The following is a 15,543-nucleotide window of genomic DNA, read 5'->3' as shown; positions in this document are numbered from 1 at the left end:
CGGTAGGGCGCCGATCAGCGGTGTGCTGTCACCGGCCCATAGACGGTGGTGGCTCTCGGCAAGGCGGACCGCAGGGTGTTGGCCATGGTGGAAAACACGTGTGTGCCCACGTGATCAGAAATGAACGGGCCTGCAACCCGCGAGGTAGAGGTCTCACCGAAGGCTTCCACGATCATGCGGATCCAGGTTTTATCGGATCCTATATAGGCCTTCCGGAGACCATCATCGGCGAACACCACCTCTGATTCTGCGGTATCCGGGGCAGTGACCGTATCGAATCGAATATTGAGGATTCTTCCCTGTCCCTCCGGGTGACCTGCCTGCGTGGTCACAGAAAAGCCTGTATCCGACATCCGGGTAACACGCACCTGGCCTGTACCTCCACCGGCCGTGGGAAGAGCACAGGTGGTTCCCACTGTCACAACATCAGGGCAACCCGGAACAGGAAAATACTTTCCCATATGCTGAGTCACTTCACGATGAACACCAGCCGGATGCACCTCCGGGGCCTGACTCGTCGTCAACAGGGGGTAAATCTGCCGATAACTGGAATAGGCAGCGTTATCAAACCGCGGCAACACCATGCCCGTCGGGGCGAAGATCTGAATAGCTCCTCGCTGAAAATCCTGCCTCACGCTGCCATTGACTTCATATTTGTCAGAAATGGGATAGCCCAGTCTTCCTGCTTCCCAGCCGGTGGCCGCCCACACATCAAAAATATCTTTCGTGACAATATGTGCCCCGGTTGCGGCCGACCAGTAAATAAAGCCATGATCGAAACGATTAAACCTGCCACGACCATCCGGAGTGATGAGCTCATCCGTGCGGGGATAGCCAAGAGGACCTGTTTCCCATCCTTGAGAAGCCCACTTATCCCGGATCGCTCCACCGATCTGATGAGCATCACTGGCAGGCGACCAGTAGACAGAACCACCCTGGAAATGATTAAAGCGACCAACCCCATCGGGAGTCGGCAGCTCATCCGTGATCGGATACCCCAACACAGAGTGCTCCCAGCCACCACGCGCCCACGCATCCCGGATACGACCTTCCACCGCGTGAGCAACACCCCGATCCACACCCGGATGCCAATAAATCGACGCACTATTACGAAAATGCTGAAAACGCCCATTATTAGCAGCAATAGACTCAGGGGTAGTGGCAAACCCAAAATGATGCACCCCACCCAGACGATGAAACGCCTCTTCAATCCTGCCTAAAATAGGATGCCCAAACACCACCGTCGCGCCCGCAACCGAGGCGGCCAAACACGCCGACACAAGTGTCGCCACCAGGGCCATCAACCAGCGAGTCCATGCACATCCTCCAGTTAATTGTTGAGGAAAACTATACACGCCGCAGATAATAACCCACTGAAGACTGGCATGTATAGTTTTTGTGCACTATGTTATGTTTTCACACTTATACACGTTTAAACCTGCAGGTCATCAGCCACTGGGGTTCAGCCGCTCGGGGGTACCCACTAGAGTCTGGTCACGAGATCTCAGCCATCAAGGCTTGACCTTTGCAAGCCTTCCATGAGTACGGTGCCCGCGGCGCCATCTCAGGACTGGGAGAGAAAAATCACGTTCCTATTGTGTCGTTGTGGCCAGAAGCTAAAAGGAACGTTAATGTTACGTATGTGAAGTATGTTAAGTATGTGAAAAATGTTAAAGATGTGATTGTCTGCGCGTCGGCTCTGACCGCCGGAACCGGCCTGTTTGCAGCGCCCGCAGCAGCTCAGGATAATCCCGCTCCCATAGAAGCCCCCGCTCCCGCTCCTCAGAATGTGGTGCCACCCGAGCCGGCGCCCGTGCCTATGCCTGAGCAGCCTGCACCTGCTCCAGAAGCACCCGCTCCGGAAGCGCCAGCGCCCGCTCCCGACGATGCAGCGCCAGAAGCGCCAGCCGAAGAGCCGCCTGCGCCGGAGCCTCCAGCTCCATGGGCGCCCCCGGCAGACTTCCGCTCGGCGTCGAATATGAAGGATGCAACGCCTGGAAAGGCGGCGTCGGTCGATTTCGCTCAGGCTGACGGCACCACCCGCAACGCCCTGATCTCCGTCACACAGAATTACGACCCCGCCCGTCCCGTGCCCATCCTGTTCGCCTTCGGCGGTTGGAAGGATTCCCCGGAGAACTTCCGCAACTACGCGCGGCTCAACACGACCGGCGCGGCAAACGAGGCCATCGTGGTCTACCCCCGCGCCATTGAGAATGCGTGGGAAGGCGCCCCGTACGCGGTGTCGCAACGGGGGCAGGACGTGGCGTTCATGCGCCAAATCCTGGCCGAGCTGCAAGGCCACTTCAACGTGGACGCCAACCGCGTCTACGCCATCGGCATGTCCAACGGCGGCGGATTCGCAGCGAACTTCGCCTGCCAGGCCCCGGACATGCTCGCAGGCATCGTCACCGTCTCCGGCGCCTTCTATAACCCCGTCAACGAGGGTTGCGCGCCCGAATCCGTACCTACCCTCATTATGCATGGCGACGCCGACCGGCTCACTCACTATGACGGTGGCACTCTGCACGACGCTCCATACCTGCCTGTGCCGACGCTGTATCAGTCCATCCAACAGCGCAATGGCTGCAGTGGAGCCCCTCAGGTCAGCGAGCTGGTCAACAACGTGGAAGTGATGCGCGGAACCGGTTGTGCGGACGAGGCTGTTCATTGGAAACTGCGTGGTCAGGACCACACGTGGTGGTGGGCTCCTGACACCGCCAACGTGGCCTGGGACTTTCTAGCACGGCAGAGCAAGCTGCACCCAGGCCCGGCGGCGTAGGGCAGGTAAAGTGAGTACCCATGAGTGATGTACGCGTACGATTTTGCCCTTCTCCCACCGGAACCCCCCACGTCGGCATGGTCCGCACGGCCCTGTTCAACTGGGCCTACGCCCGGCACACCGGCGGAAAACTGATTTTCCGCATCGAGGATACGGATGCCGCCCGAGACTCCGAAGAGTCCTACCAGGCCATCATCGACTCGTTGAAGTGGTTGAACCTGGGATGGGACGAAGGCATCGAGGTGGGTGGCCCGCACGAGCCGTACCGCCAGTCCCGCCGCATGGACATCTACGCCGAGGTACTGGACAAGCTCAAGGCCTCCGGCGACGTCTACCCCGCATACTCCACCGCGGCAGAGGTAGAAGAGCGTCACAAGGCCGCCGGTCGCGACCCGAAGCTGGGCTACGATAACTTCGACCGCGACTTGACCGAGGAACAGATCGCGGCATTTGAAGCGGAAGGCCGCGAGCCTGTCTGGCGCCTGCGCATGCCTGATAACCGCACGTACACGTGGACGGATCTGGTGCGTGGAGAGATGAACGTGGACGGCAAGACCGTCCCTGACTTCGTGGTCGCACGATCCAATGGCCAGCCGCTGTACACGCTGGTTAACCCGGTGGATGACGCGCTCATGGGGATCACCCACGTGCTGCGCGGCGAGGACCTGCTTCCGTCCACTCCTCGCCAGATCGCCCTCTACGAGGCGCTGGTGCGCATCGGCGTGGCCCAGCAGGTACCGACGTTTGGACACCTTCCCTTCGTGATGGGTGAAGGCAACAAGAAGCTGTCCAAGCGCGATCCAGAGTCCAACCTGTTCAACCACCGGGACAATGGCATCATCCCCGAGGGCATGCTGAACTACCTGTCGCTGCTGGGCTGGTCCCTCTCTGCCGACGAGGATATCTTCTCCATGCAGCAGCTCATCGACAACTTCGATGTTGCTGACGTGAAGCCCAACCCGGCCCGCTTCGATCAGAAGAAGCTGGAGGCCATTAACGCTGACCACATCCGCCTGCTGGATCTGGAGGACTTCACCACGCGCCTGCGCGAGTACCTGGAGACCTACAAGGACTTCCCGGCGGACTACCCAGCCGACAAATTCGCCTTCGCCGCAGAGCTAGTGCAGACCCGCATCAAGATGTTGGGCGACGCCCACGGCCTGCTGAAATTCCTGGTGACCGCAGATGAGGATCTGGTTCTGGATGAGAAGTCCGCGAAGAAGAACCTGAAGGAAGACGCAGTAGAGGTTTTGCAGGTGGCGATTGCTCAGCTGGAGGGATTGTCCGAGGAGGAGTTCCGCACGGAAAACATTGAGCACGCTCTGCAGTCGAAGCTTATTGAGGAGATGGAGCTCAAGCCTCGCAAGGCCTATGGAGCGCTGCGTGTGGCCATCTCTGGTGCCGCTGTGTCCCCGCCGCTGTTTGAGTCCATGGAGCTGCTGGGGAAGGAGTCCACGCTGGCACGCCTGAAGGCGGCTCAGGCTCAGACTCCCTATGTGGCGGAGCAGTAGCCCGCCATAAAACGCGCGTTTTGAGCAGCGTTTCATGTGAGTAAAAAGTGCTTATGACCAGGGGATTTGCATTCATGTAATTTCTCTGGTTATATTTACTCTCGTTGCACGGACAGCGAACAGAGTCCACCGGTAAGAAATTACCTCGGGGAGTTTGCTTGCTGAGCAGCACGAACAATGGCCTATGGTGTAATTGGCAACACTACGGTTTCTGGTACCGTCATTCTAGGTTCGAGTCCTGGTAGGCCAGCGCCCCGTTCGTCTAGCGGCCTAGGACGCCGGCCTCTCACGCCGGTAACACGGGTTCAAATCCCGTACGGGGTACAAGATAAGAACTCCCGATCCACATCAGGATCGGGAGTTCTTCGTTGTTGTATATCTCTTGTTAAATGCTGTGTATTAGTTTAGGCTAAGTTTGGTTAAAATCCTGTGGGTTCTTTGAGGAGATGACATGGCGCCACGAAAAAGTACTCGCCACTGTAGGCGGATCTCCGAGAATTGGGACTGACATTGGATTTCTCGAAGTCGCATGATGTACAGCAGCGCCGGCGTGTCTCGGCGCTGTCTGGTACACAATTAATTCGGTGCGCCCTGGTGCTTGTTATCACCCTCGGCGCAGTTCTGGGATTCTGGGCCAGCTCAACTATCGAGCACTCCGAGATGGCTGGTGTGAGGTCTGTTGTGCAGATTCAAACATTCGCGCCGCACGATCAGGGAGGGGATTCCTCAGCGGATTCTCTTGTACGTGATCTCGGCAGAATCGTTACCGAGCATGACGCGACAATCCTCGTTGAAATCCCAACGCTCGAGGGGCGAGTGGCTTACGCTGCAGGCGATAAGGCTGAAAGCTGGATACACAAGGGTTATCAAGGACTGCCTGGGACACCTCCATTAGATGTGCGGCCACTGGAGGACTTGCCTCACGGTGATTATCGGCAGATGTTCGAGGTCATCGGTGGAGACGACGTTCTACAAGAGCTGGTATCTTACTTGGACGCCCGCGGAGTGACCTATCACATTCCGGAGAACCAACAGTGGATGTACCTGTTGGGAGGCACCGCATTAGGGAAAATGGCAGCCCTGATGATAGGCATTGGCTTTGTCCTGGTCTTTGTTGGGATCGTTCTTAATTCCCACACCGATGCGGTGCGAAGGCTGCATGGAATCGGATTGTTGAGTCGTGCGAAAGCGGAGCTCTCTGCTGCGAGAGGTACCTTACTTACCGCCACTAGTGCCGCTGTTGTTCTGGTCGACGTACTCCTGTGGTGGTATTCCAATACTGCTTCTGCATACCAACTTGTTCTTTTCCAAGCAGCTTTTATTGGCATCGCGCTTGTGGCGTGCATCTTCGCGTTGTTTGTGGGTCTTTTTCTCTTAAAGATCGCCCCTGTGGTGCAGCTATTAAAAGGAAAGCTTCCCGCAAAGTCTGTTTTGGTGAGTATGTTTGCCGTACGCATAGGTGCGTGCATTGCTGTTGCGTCGCTGTCTATTGGAGCACTGAACTATACAACTGAGTGGAATGAGCAAAAAGACGAGGTAGACGGTTGGCGGAATAGTCCTTCGGCGTATGGCCTTACTCTAAGCGGTGCTAGGAAATTGGAAGATCTCCACGAAGCAAGTGGCCGTCTTGCGAGCCATATGAGGGACATCTCCTCACAGAATCGACTGCTGTACGCTCAATTTCGAGATTCCGGCATGACCCCAGGCAGCCATCTTGATAGGGACATCATGGTGTATAACACCACTGCTGCCGAAAACTCACTTTCAGGTGAAGTGAGCCGTAGCTTCGGTGAGCAGCCTAGAGATAAACAACCGTTGGTGCTTGTGCCGGATTCACTGCCAGCCGCAGTGGATAGTCATGAGCTGCTGGCGCCGATTGTGGGAGAGGCCAGGGTACACACGGCTGTTTACCGTGCCGGTGATTCCCGTGCACGGACCTGGGAAGTGGGGCTGGATGAGTGGATGAACCGTGCTGAAACCCATGATCCTATTGTGGTTGTGATGCCTAATGACCTGATTGGCCTGTCCGATCGCAACCTCGTCGCGAGCGTCACACAACATGACGTTCTCCTGAGTTCTTATGATGATTTTCAACGCTTGCACGATGACCGAGAAGTCGGAAGCTTCGTGCGCGCAGCGGTGCCGATGAGCCAGACGTGGTCCCAGCATCACCAGGCCATGGGAAGGATTCTGTGGGTCTATGTTGGTGGATTTGTTGCCACTGTACTGCTGTGCTGCATCGCCTCGTTGGCTGTGTGGTTGAGCTTCATGAAAGTGTTCCACCAGCGGCTTCGAGCCGCGTACCTGCATGCGCGGTGGCCAATTCGGCCTCTCCTGACTGCACTTGGTGCCGAGCTCATAGTGTGTGCCTGCGTGTTGTATTTCTTATTCACTCGTGCGGCAACCGCGCGAGCGTGGGAGGCTGGTGGCTCCGCCGAAGGTGCCGCGGACCCGGCATTGATTGCGCTGTTCCACGTCCCCAGTAGCGCGTGGTGGATAACGCTGGCACTGTTCGTTAGTACAAGCATTCCTGCAAGCGGCCTTGTCCTGGGGCGAAGGACGCAGCGCTCACTCGTAGTGACAAGGAGATGACTTCCGCAATGACTGTCATGGTTTCGGTAAAAAATGTCTCGAAGGCTGTCGGAGAGAAGAAGCCACGCCGAAGGCTGTGGGAAAAGCTGAGCTTCGATGTGTCCTCCGGCGAATTAGTGAGCGTCACAGGGCCTTCGGGGTGTGGCAAATCCACGCTACTCAATTGCTTGGGGTTGCTCGACCGGCCTGACAACGGCGACATTGACATCAAAGGTATCCCTCTAGCATCCGCTTCCGCACGGCAGCGGATGCGTATGCGTCGAGAATCTGTGGGCTATCTTTTTCAGGATTATGCACTAATTGATAACGATACCGTCCGCCAAAATATCGCCTTAGGCAGTCGTGCACGAGGACGACAGCTCACCGAAGACATTGCCCAAGCGTTGGCCGAAGTGGGGCTAGAGGGCTACGAGAACCATCGTGTGTATCAGCTCAGTGGCGGTGAGCAACAGCGTGTTGCTATTGCGAGGCTTTCAGTGCGAAAGCCCGAGGTTATCCTGGCTGATGAGCCCACAGCGTCCCTGGATAGAAGTAACGCAGCCTCTGTGCTCACGCACTTAAGAACACTGTCTGACCACGGTGCGGCGGTCATCGTAGTGAGCCACGATCCCTGGGTCATTGCGCAGACGGACCGAACGATAGAACTAGGAGAAAACTCATGAAGAAAAAGAAGACTCTGTGGGCCGGGCTCGCCGGGGCAGCACTGCTGCTCGGTGGAGGGGGCTATCTTGTCCTGGGAGGTTCTGAGCAAGGAGCGCAGACGGTGTATCCCCACGAGGGCGGGGAGTGGGATTTTGGATCCTCGGGCGGACGTACCTGGTCAAACTTTAAGCATGACGCACCACATAGCGCATCCGTTCGGGGCCATCAGTTTGTGGACTCTGGCTGTGTGGCAGGAGATTCCTGGGCGCGTGCGGAAGCCCCGTCCCGCTGGTTGTCCGCCCTAGGGGATGAACAGAATAAGTCCCTATGCTGACGGGTCCTTCGGGCCAAGCTCCGCTTCCAGCACCTCTTGCGCGACCTTCATCGCGGACAGCGCCGCCGGGGCGCCACAGTATCCCGAGGAGTGAATGATCGCCTCCGTGATCTCCTCTCGGGTCAGCCCATTAGCCAGCCCACCCTTAATGTGGCCGCGCAGCTCCTGAGTGGCGCGCAGCGCCACCAGCATCCCGATGTTGAGCAGGGAGCGATCCCGCTTCGACAAACCGTCACGTGTCCACACGGACCCCCACACGGTCGCCGTGACGTGCTTTTGCAATTCCTCGCCATCGGAACCGGCCGCGCGCTCCAGGGCCGCGTCCACAAAATCGTCACCCATGACCTCTCGGCGGACGCGGATGCCCGCGTCGTAGCGTCCATCCTCAGTGTGATCGGAGTTGTGTGCTGCAGAAGATTGTGAATCGCTCATGTGACCACTGCTTACCACAGCGCGGCGATCTCAGTGGGTAGAACACATCGAACCCGGGTGAAAGTAACCGAAAGTAGGGGAGTACAAATGGTAGATATGTCTACTCAACGCTCCTTCGGTTTAGCTCTCTTGGGATTATTCTTACTTGCTGCAAACCTTCGCATGGCGCTGACTTCCGTGGCGCCTGTGGTGAGTGACATCCAAGCTGACCTTGGTCTCACGGGAGCGCAGGTGTCCATCGTGACGTCGCTGCCGTTGTTGGTCTTCGCGATTGTTTCGCCCCTGGTGCCTCGTTTGCTCGTGCGCTGGGGGATCGAGCGCACGCTGATCGCCGGCACAGGACTGCTGGCCGTGGGCTTGATCGTGCGCTCGCTCCCGGCTGCCGCGTTGTTGTGGGTGGGTACCGGCTTCATCGGCCTGGCTATCGCCACTTTGAACGTGACACTTCCCGCGCTGGTCAAGAGGGACTTTCCCGACCGCATCGGTTTCGTGACGGGTACCTACGCGGCCGTGCAGGCGGGATTCGCTGCCATCGCCGCGGGACTTGCAGTGCCCATCTCCCATGCCTCCGGGTGGGGAGAGGCGGGATGGCGACTGGCCACCTCCGTGTGGTGCGTCATGGCGCTGGCAGCATTCGCGCATCTGATTATTCAAGGGCGCCGTGCGGGGCGTGAGGCCGGCGTCGGTACGGTTCCCAGCAGCAGTTTCAACCCGTGGAAACATCCCCTGGCGTGGGCGATCACGGGATTCATGGGGTTCCAGTCCGCCATGTTCTACGTCATCGTGGCGTGGATGAGCTCCATCGAACAATCCATGGGCATCAGCGCGGGCGCCGCCGGCGTGCACCAGGCGTTCATGAACATCGGCAGCCTGGTCGGTAGCTTCAGTTGCTCCGTGCTGCTGAGCCGCCTGCGTGGGCAACGGGCGATCGTGGTCGCCATCGCCGTCATGATGGGTGTGCCGCTGATCATCCTCATGCACGCGCCACAGATTGCCGGGCTGCTGATCTTCGTGGAAGGTATCGCCTGTGGCCTTGCCTTCGCCTTAAGCCTCTCCCTGTTCGCCCTGCGTTCTCGCAAACCCGAAACCGCCGCGGCGCTGTCCGGCATGGGGCAGGGCATGGGCTATGTCATCGCGGCCAGTGGACCGATCCTGTTGGGTGCTGTGCACGACGCCACCGGCCAGTGGACTTCGGGACTGTGGATCATGGTGGCTGTCTCGGTGCTGTGCTTGCTGTGTGGTCTGGCCGCCGCGAAGGATACGACCGTCGACTAGCTCTATGCCCGCAGGGGTCTGTGTCCATAGATACCCCGAGGCTCGCACAGTGTGTTGCTCTAACCCCAAAGGCGGGCAACGGGCCGGCCGCGCTGACGCATACCTGGCTAGACTGAAGGTGTCACAGCCTGGTTGTGTTACCCCCAGGTGCCACGACTGTGCTGCACGCGGCTCACCGAGGGTCGCTGTGCGACAACATATAAGGAGAGATTATATGCGCATGAAGAAGTCTGCGTTTGCCGTTGTATCCGTTCTAGCCCTGGGTGGTAGCCTCGCCGCCTGCAGCTCCGACGACGCTGAGGAGGCAAAGAACTCTGCATCCTCCGCCGCATCGTCGGCAACGTCCGCGGCATCCTCCGCGATGTCCTCCGCATCGGAGTCCGCGAAGTCCAGCACCGGCCTGACCTTCGAGAACGGATTCTGCAAGGCGAAGCCATCCGCAGATAAGGCCAAGGACGGCGAGATGGCTGACATGACCGCCTGCTTCGGAACCCTGGTGAACAACACCGATAAGGACATCACCATCACGGGCTTCTCCATCGAGGACATGAAGGACGAAGGTGCTACCTTCGAGCTTCACGAGGTGGTTGACGGCAAGATGCAGAAGAAGGAAGGCGGCTTCGAGATCAAGGCCGGCGAGTCCAAGGAGCTGAAGCCAGGTGGCGAGCACCTGATGGTGCTGAACCTCCGTGATGACGTGGAGCCAGGTGACGACCTGACCATCGTCTTTGAGACCAAGGACGGCGAGACCTTTAAGACCGAGGTTGAGGGCCGCGAGATTGGTGCGGGCAACGAGTCCTACGGTTCGGATGACCACGACCACGACGGTCACGATCACGACCACCACGACCACGATGGTCACGACCATGACCACCACGACCACAACTAGTCCCATCTAGTTGTTGCTCGGAGCCCTTCAGAGCTGCCCGAGCTGATCTGCCCGAGTGTTCGTTTTAGTGTTCGCTCGGGCAGGTGAGCTCCAGCTCGAAGGGCACCAGCTTTTCTGGGGCGTCCTGGTCCTGCGTGTCCTGGTCCTGGTTATCCAGCCGGGTCATCTGTCCCTCGCCCTTGATGCTGTAAGTTCCATCGGATTCGCCGGCGCTGGCGGATCCGATTTTTCTGTAGGGGCTATAGGTGAAGTTGAAGGTGGAGTTGTCGCTAATGGTGATGTCCTCCACGAACGTGCCGTCGGGGTTGATGAGCGCGGTGATGTAGTTGGTGGGGGCCGCGTCCTCACCCCCGTCCTGCTGGGTGTGGCCCACGGTGATCTCCTTCAGGCCGCCGTTGTCCGTGCAGGTGACGGTCGGGTCGTCGGTCTGGAATTGCTCGCCGTCCAGGGTGGCCGTGTACATCACCGCCCTGGCTTCCTCCCGACCGCAGGCGCCGAGGGAGATGAGGAGGACCGACGCCCCCAGCGCGCCGTAAAGTCGCTTCGCAAACGTGGGGGAGATGTGTGTGGTCATGGGGTGGATGGCTCCTGTCGTGGGAGGGGAGAAATGAGCGGGGAGGCTTTAGGGGCAGGTGATGTCGAAGCTGAAGGGCTTGGTGCCTGCTTCGTTCATGGTCTTGTAGTCCACTTCGAGGGCATCACCGGCGATTCGGTAGGTCTTGTCGCCGATCCGCTCCAAGGTGGCGTGGCCCTGGTTGGAGGCGGTTTCCACCACGTAGCCCCGGGAGGTGGCGCCGTCGCCGAGGGAGACGGACATGAGGCGGTCATTGCCGTTGAACTGTGCCGCGGCGAAGCGGCCCGGCTGGTCGCCCTGGCCGGTGGCGGTGATTTGCGTGAACTGTGCTTCCGAGTGGCATTCGATGCGTGGGTTCACCACGTCGAAGGGTTGGTTATCCAGCTGGCCTACAAACGGTGCAGCCGCGGGAGCGGCTGGGGGCTTTCCTTCCTCAGGGTTATCCTCGGGACGGGGTGCGTCCTCGGCGTTGGGGTCGGCCGGGTGCGCGGGATCCTCGGGGGTATCTGAGGCGGTGGGTGGCGCGCTGGCGTCGGAGGAAGGGGAGGACTGGGACGCAGAGCTTGACGCAGTATCGTCAGCACTGTCGCCCGTGAACTTGAACACCACGACGAGGCTGATGAGTACGATGATGGCGAACAAGGCAGCGATCAGCATTCGGACCTGTTTATTCATAGCAGACCATCTTAGCCAATTATGGGCGAGCGGTTGAATGCCGATGGGGAGCGGCGGCAGGATACGGCCTGTGACCTGGGGATTAGGTAAAGGTGGGGAGGGTGTGTAAAGTTTTTGGAGTTCCGAGCGAACAGTTCCTAGAGAACAGTTCTTAGAGAACACTGCACAGTGGAGCGCTTCGAGAAGAAGTGCTCGGACAGTGTGAACGCCCCGTTCGTCTAGCGGCCTAGGACGCCGGCCTCTCACGCCGGTAACACGGGTTCAAATCCCGTACGGGGTACCAATCGATCAGCAACCGCCGACCATGTGTCGGCGGTTGTGGTGTATCAGCGGGTGTGGCATTTCCGCGCAGGGGGTGTGGGAAACCACCCCCGGGCGTTACCCCATAGGGTAGGGGCCATACGCTGGACATTCTCGGATATTGGGATAAACGGGGGTAGTTTTCTCAAATCGCGGTACACATTCTCGCGCCTCTCCTATAGTTTTAGAACTACCTACATTCTGACCTAATTGTGCTCGCAGTCACGCCAGAGCCAGGCCCCGAACGGGCACAGGCTGGCGTGCGTGCGGGGACAGATCACTCACGCACAACGTGCCCTGCTGCCTATGCTGTCGCGCGCCATCACATAGAGGCGCGCCGCACGGGGAGCACGGGTGTTGTGTGAACTAGAGGAGCCTTCCCTTGCTTATTGGTATTCCGAGAGAACCAGCCTCCCTGGTTTCGGCCACCCCAGACACCGTAGGCAAGCTCATCAAGCTTGGCTACGACGTTGCCGTTCAATCTGGAGCGGGCGACGATTCCAACTACCCCGACTCTCAGTACGAAGAAGCCGGCGCGCGTATCGTCGGCGAAGAAGTGTGGCAGTCGGACATTATTACCGCTCTCGACGAGCCCACCGCAGAGCAGCGGGCAGATCTGAAGCCAGGCGCGGCTCTCATCGCCCGTCTTGCTCCTGCGCGCAACGAGCAGCTGATCCAGGAGTTCGCGGACAAAAACGTCACCTCCATCGCCATGGACACCGTGCCGCGTATCAGCCGTGCGCAGTCGATGGACGTGCTGAGCTCCCAGGCGAACATCGCCGGCTACCGCGCCGTGATTGAGGCTGCCAACACCTTCGGCCGCCTGTTCACCGGTCAGGTGACTGCAGCCGGTAAGGTGCCGCCAGCGATCGTCTACGTGATTGGTGCGGGTGTGGCCGGACTGGCCGCCATCGGTACCGCCAACTCCATGGGTGCGATCGTCAAGGCTACGGACTTGCGTCCGGAGACCGCCGAGCAGGTGGAATCCATGGGTGCGGAGTTCGTTGCTATCCAGGCCGAGACCGAAAAGTCCGAGGACGGCTACGCCAAGGAGATGACCGCGGACCAGGCCCAGGCTGCCGCCAAGCTTTACGCTGAGCAGTCCGCCGCCGCAGACATCGTCATCACCACCGCGAACATCCCGGGCCGCAAGTCTCCCGTGCTGTTGACCGCAACGGACGTTGCAGCCATGAAGCCCGGCTCCGTGATTGTCGATATGGCCGCGGCTAACGGCGGTAACTGCGAGCTGACCGTGCCGGGTGAGATCACCGTCACCGATAACGGTGTGAGCATCATCGGCTACACGGATCTCGCTGGTCGTCTGCCTGCACAGGCATCCCAGCTGTATGGTCAGAACATCGTGAACCTGCTGAAGCTCATGACCCCAGGCAAGGATGGCCAGCTGGTCTTCGACCTGGAGGACGAGATCGTTCGCGGTATCACCGTCACCCATTCCACCGGGGAAGCAGCCGGATCTGCCGATATTCTGTGGCCGCCACCACCAGTGAAGGTCTCTGCTGCGCCTGCGCAGCCAGCGCCCGCAGCTGCTGCTGCCGCTGGCGAGCAGGCCGAGGAGGCTCCTACCAAGAAGTCCGGCGCGTGGAAGGTCATCGCCGCACTGCTGGGTATCGCCTTGATTCTGGCCAGCCCCATGCAGGTTGCCGGCGAATACATGCTGCTGATGCTCGCGATCGTGGTGGGCTTCTACGTGATCACCGCGGTGACGCACAAGCTGCACACCCCGCTGATGAGTGAGACCAACGCCATCTCCGGCATCATCCTTGTTGGCGCAATCCTACAGGTCGGTAGCTCGAATATCGCGGTTGCTGCCCTAAGTTTCGTGGCGATTGTTGTGGCCTCTATCAACATTTTCGGTGGCTTCTTCGTCACCCGCCGCATGCTCACCATGTTCGACGGAGGTAACTAACCCATGAACGCTCTTTATTTCGCACAGGCTGAGGCTACCTCTAAGGTGAGCCCCACCGTCCTGGAATGGACGGATAAGATTACGAACCTCGCGTACATCGTTGCAGCGCTGCTGTTCATCCTGGCGCTGGCCGGACTGGCCAAGCAGCAGACCGCATCCCGCGGTAACCGCTTCGGCATGGCAGGTATGACCATCGCGCTCATCGCGACGATCGCCAAGGCTGTCATTAACGCGAACGATGGGGGCGACGCCACCAACGGTCCAGTTGTCACCGTTCTCCTGATCGCTGTGGCGATGCTGCTGGGTGCCGCCATTGGTATCCCACGGGCGAAGAAGGTCGAAATGACCGAAATGCCCGAACTCATTGCGATGCTGCACAGCTTCGTGGGACTTGCGGCAGTGTTGATTGGTGTGAACTCCTTCATCCAGCCCGATGAGAAGACCAAGGCCATCGAGGCCTTCCACCTGGGTGAGGTCTACCTGGGCGTGTTCATCGGTGCTGTGACCCTGACCGGTTCCATCGTGGCGTACCTGAAGCTGAGCGGAAAGATGAACGGTAAGCCACTGGTGCTTCCTGCTCGTCACCTGCTGAACCTGCTGGTAATCATCGTGTCCCTGGTGGGCATGGTTGTGTTCATTGCTTCCGGCCACGACAACCAGGTCCTGTCCTGGATCGCGCTGGTCGTGATGCTGGCCCTGGCTCTGTTCCTGGGATTCCACCTGGTTGCCGCCATCGGTGGTGGCGACATGCCAGTGGTTGTGTCCATGCTGAACTCCTACTCAGGTTGGGCAGCTGCCGCCGCTGGATTCATGCTGGGCAACCCCCTGCTCATCATCGTTGGTGCGCTGGTTGGTTCCTCCGGTGCCTACCTGTCCTACGTCATGTGCCAGGCAATGAACCGCAGCTTCGTGTCCGTGATCCTGGGTGGCTTCGGTGGCGAGGCTGCTGCTTCTGACGACCGCGAGTACGGCGAGCACACTGAGGTTAACGCGGCGGAGACCGCGGAGCTGCTGAAGGGTGCGAAGACCGTCATGATCACCCCGGGCTACGGCATGGCTGTGGCGCAGGCTCAGTACCCAGTGGCCACCCTGGTAGAGAAGCTCAAGGCTCAGGGCGTGGACGTTACGTTCGGTATTCACCCTGTTGCTGGCCGCTTGCCTGGCCACATGAACGTGCTGCTGGCCGAGGCCAAGGTGCCGTACGACATCGTGCTGGAGCTGGATGAGGTCAACGACGACTTCGCCGACATCGACGTTGTGCTGGTCATCGGTGCAAACGACACGGTGAACCCGATCGCCGAAGAGCCTGGCTCGCCAATTGCCGGCATGCCTGTGCTGAAGGTGTGGGAAGCAGACAAGGTCATCGTCTTTAAGCGTTCCATGGGCTCCGGTTACGCCGGCGTGCAGAACCCGCTGTTCTTCAACGAGAACACGGACATGCTGCTCGGCGATGCAAAGAAGACCGTGGAGGAGATCATCTCCCACCTGTAGAGCCTGACTGCGCTAAGGTTGCGCACGCTCAACGACAGCCGCCGATCACCGCTGGTGATCGGCGGCTTGCTCTATGGGGAAGAAAAGATAACCAAACTATTGAAAATTATCGATTCTGCTCC

13 protein-coding genes and 3 tRNA genes are annotated in these 15,543 nt (G+C 59.2%); 12 read left to right on the top strand and 4 right to left on the bottom strand.

Annotated elements, in window-relative coordinates; all coding sequences use genetic code 11:
• Positions 1 to 14: 14 nt before the first annotated feature.
• Complete coding sequence (locus tag IAU67_RS05715; RefSeq protein WP_151842400.1) at positions 15 to 1,301, bottom strand: LGFP repeat-containing protein; 1,287 nt, start codon at positions 1,299 to 1,301, stop codon at positions 15 to 17.
• A gap of 359 nt (positions 1,302 to 1,660) precedes the next feature.
• Between IAU67_RS05715 and IAU67_RS05710 the strand changes: the two genes are divergently transcribed.
• From IAU67_RS05710 to IAU67_RS05680, 7 genes are all read left to right on the top strand, one after another.
• Positions 1,661 to 2,779 (top strand): CE1 family esterase, encoded by a 1,119-nt coding sequence (locus tag IAU67_RS05710; protein WP_225733015.1) that lies wholly within the window; start codon positions 1,661 to 1,663, stop codon positions 2,777 to 2,779.
• A 20-nt stretch (positions 2,780 to 2,799) separates the two neighbouring features.
• Positions 2,800 to 4,290 carry a glutamate--tRNA ligase gene (gltX, locus tag IAU67_RS05705; RefSeq protein WP_151841745.1) on the top strand — a complete coding sequence of 497 codons (1,491 nt, stop codon included), beginning with the start codon at positions 2,800 to 2,802 and terminating at the stop codon, positions 4,288 to 4,290.
• A gap of 178 nt (positions 4,291 to 4,468) precedes the next feature.
• Positions 4,469 to 4,540: transfer RNA gene (locus IAU67_RS05700), tRNA-Gln, on the top strand.
• Position 4,541: 1 nt separating this feature from the next.
• Positions 4,542 to 4,614 (top strand) — tRNA-Glu (locus IAU67_RS05695).
• A gap of 357 nt (positions 4,615 to 4,971) precedes the next feature.
• On the top strand, positions 4,972 to 6,882 hold the full coding sequence (locus IAU67_RS05690) for a hypothetical protein (RefSeq protein ID WP_151841744.1): 1,911 nt from the start codon (positions 4,972 to 4,974) through the stop codon (positions 6,880 to 6,882).
• An 8-nt stretch (positions 6,883 to 6,890) separates the two neighbouring features.
• Positions 6,891 to 7,544 (top strand): ABC transporter ATP-binding protein, encoded by a 654-nt coding sequence (locus IAU67_RS05685; protein ID WP_225723453.1) that lies wholly within the window; start codon positions 6,891 to 6,893, stop codon positions 7,542 to 7,544.
• Positions 7,541 to 7,858 carry a lactococcin 972 family bacteriocin gene (locus IAU67_RS05680; protein ID WP_151841742.1) on the top strand — a complete coding sequence of 106 codons (318 nt, stop codon included), beginning with the start codon at positions 7,541 to 7,543 and terminating at the stop codon, positions 7,856 to 7,858. The genes IAU67_RS05685 and IAU67_RS05680 overlap by 4 nt, the downstream gene beginning before the upstream one ends.
• Here the strand turns inward: IAU67_RS05680 and IAU67_RS05675 are convergent.
• Positions 7,850 to 8,290 carry a carboxymuconolactone decarboxylase family protein gene (locus IAU67_RS05675; protein ID WP_151841741.1) on the bottom strand — a complete coding sequence of 147 codons (441 nt, stop codon included), beginning with the start codon at positions 8,288 to 8,290 and terminating at the stop codon, positions 7,850 to 7,852. The genes IAU67_RS05680 and IAU67_RS05675 overlap by 9 nt on opposite strands.
• Before the next feature lie 96 nt (positions 8,291 to 8,386).
• Between IAU67_RS05675 and IAU67_RS05670 the strand changes: the two genes are divergently transcribed.
• Positions 8,387 to 9,565, top strand: coding sequence for a CynX/NimT family MFS transporter (locus tag IAU67_RS05670; protein ID WP_187767865.1), 1,179 nt, complete (start codon positions 8,387 to 8,389; stop codon positions 9,563 to 9,565).
• A 220-nt stretch (positions 9,566 to 9,785) separates the two neighbouring features.
• A complete protein-coding gene (locus tag IAU67_RS05665) occupies positions 9,786 to 10,454 on the top strand; it encodes a copper chaperone PCu(A)C (protein ID WP_187767864.1) in 669 nt (222 codons plus the stop codon).
• A 64-nt stretch (positions 10,455 to 10,518) separates the two neighbouring features.
• Here the strand turns inward: IAU67_RS05665 and IAU67_RS05660 are convergent, their stop codons facing one another.
• Together IAU67_RS05660 and IAU67_RS05655 are read right to left on the bottom strand one after the other, a co-directional pair.
• Complete coding sequence (locus IAU67_RS05660) at positions 10,519 to 11,028, bottom strand: lipoprotein LpqH (protein WP_151841738.1); 510 nt, start codon at positions 11,026 to 11,028, stop codon at positions 10,519 to 10,521.
• Positions 11,029 to 11,076: 48 nt separating this feature from the next.
• Entirely contained in the window at positions 11,077 to 11,703 is a 627-nt protein-coding gene (locus tag IAU67_RS05655) for a lipoprotein LpqH (RefSeq protein WP_151841737.1), read from the bottom strand.
• 207 nt (positions 11,704 to 11,910) lie between these two features.
• On the opposite strand from IAU67_RS05655, the gene IAU67_RS05650 reads away from it, so the two are divergent.
• From IAU67_RS05650 to pntB, 3 genes are all read left to right on the top strand, one after another.
• A tRNA-Glu gene (locus IAU67_RS05650) sits at positions 11,911 to 11,986 on the top strand.
• A 399-nt stretch (positions 11,987 to 12,385) separates the two neighbouring features.
• On the top strand, positions 12,386 to 13,930 hold the full coding sequence (locus IAU67_RS05645) for a Re/Si-specific NAD(P)(+) transhydrogenase subunit alpha (protein ID WP_151841736.1): 1,545 nt from the start codon (positions 12,386 to 12,388) through the stop codon (positions 13,928 to 13,930).
• Positions 13,931 to 13,933: 3 nt separating this feature from the next.
• Positions 13,934 to 15,421: a Re/Si-specific NAD(P)(+) transhydrogenase subunit beta gene (gene pntB, locus IAU67_RS05640; RefSeq protein WP_151841735.1), complete on the top strand. Its 1,488-nt coding sequence runs from the start codon at positions 13,934 to 13,936 to the stop codon at positions 15,419 to 15,421.
• Positions 15,422 to 15,543 lie beyond the last annotated feature (122 nt).

This window comes from Corynebacterium zhongnanshanii (assembly GCF_014490575.1).
GTDB classification, from domain to species: domain Bacteria; phylum Actinomycetota; class Actinomycetes; order Mycobacteriales; family Mycobacteriaceae; genus Corynebacterium; species Corynebacterium zhongnanshanii.
This window is presented reverse-complemented; position numbering and strand designations above follow the sequence as displayed.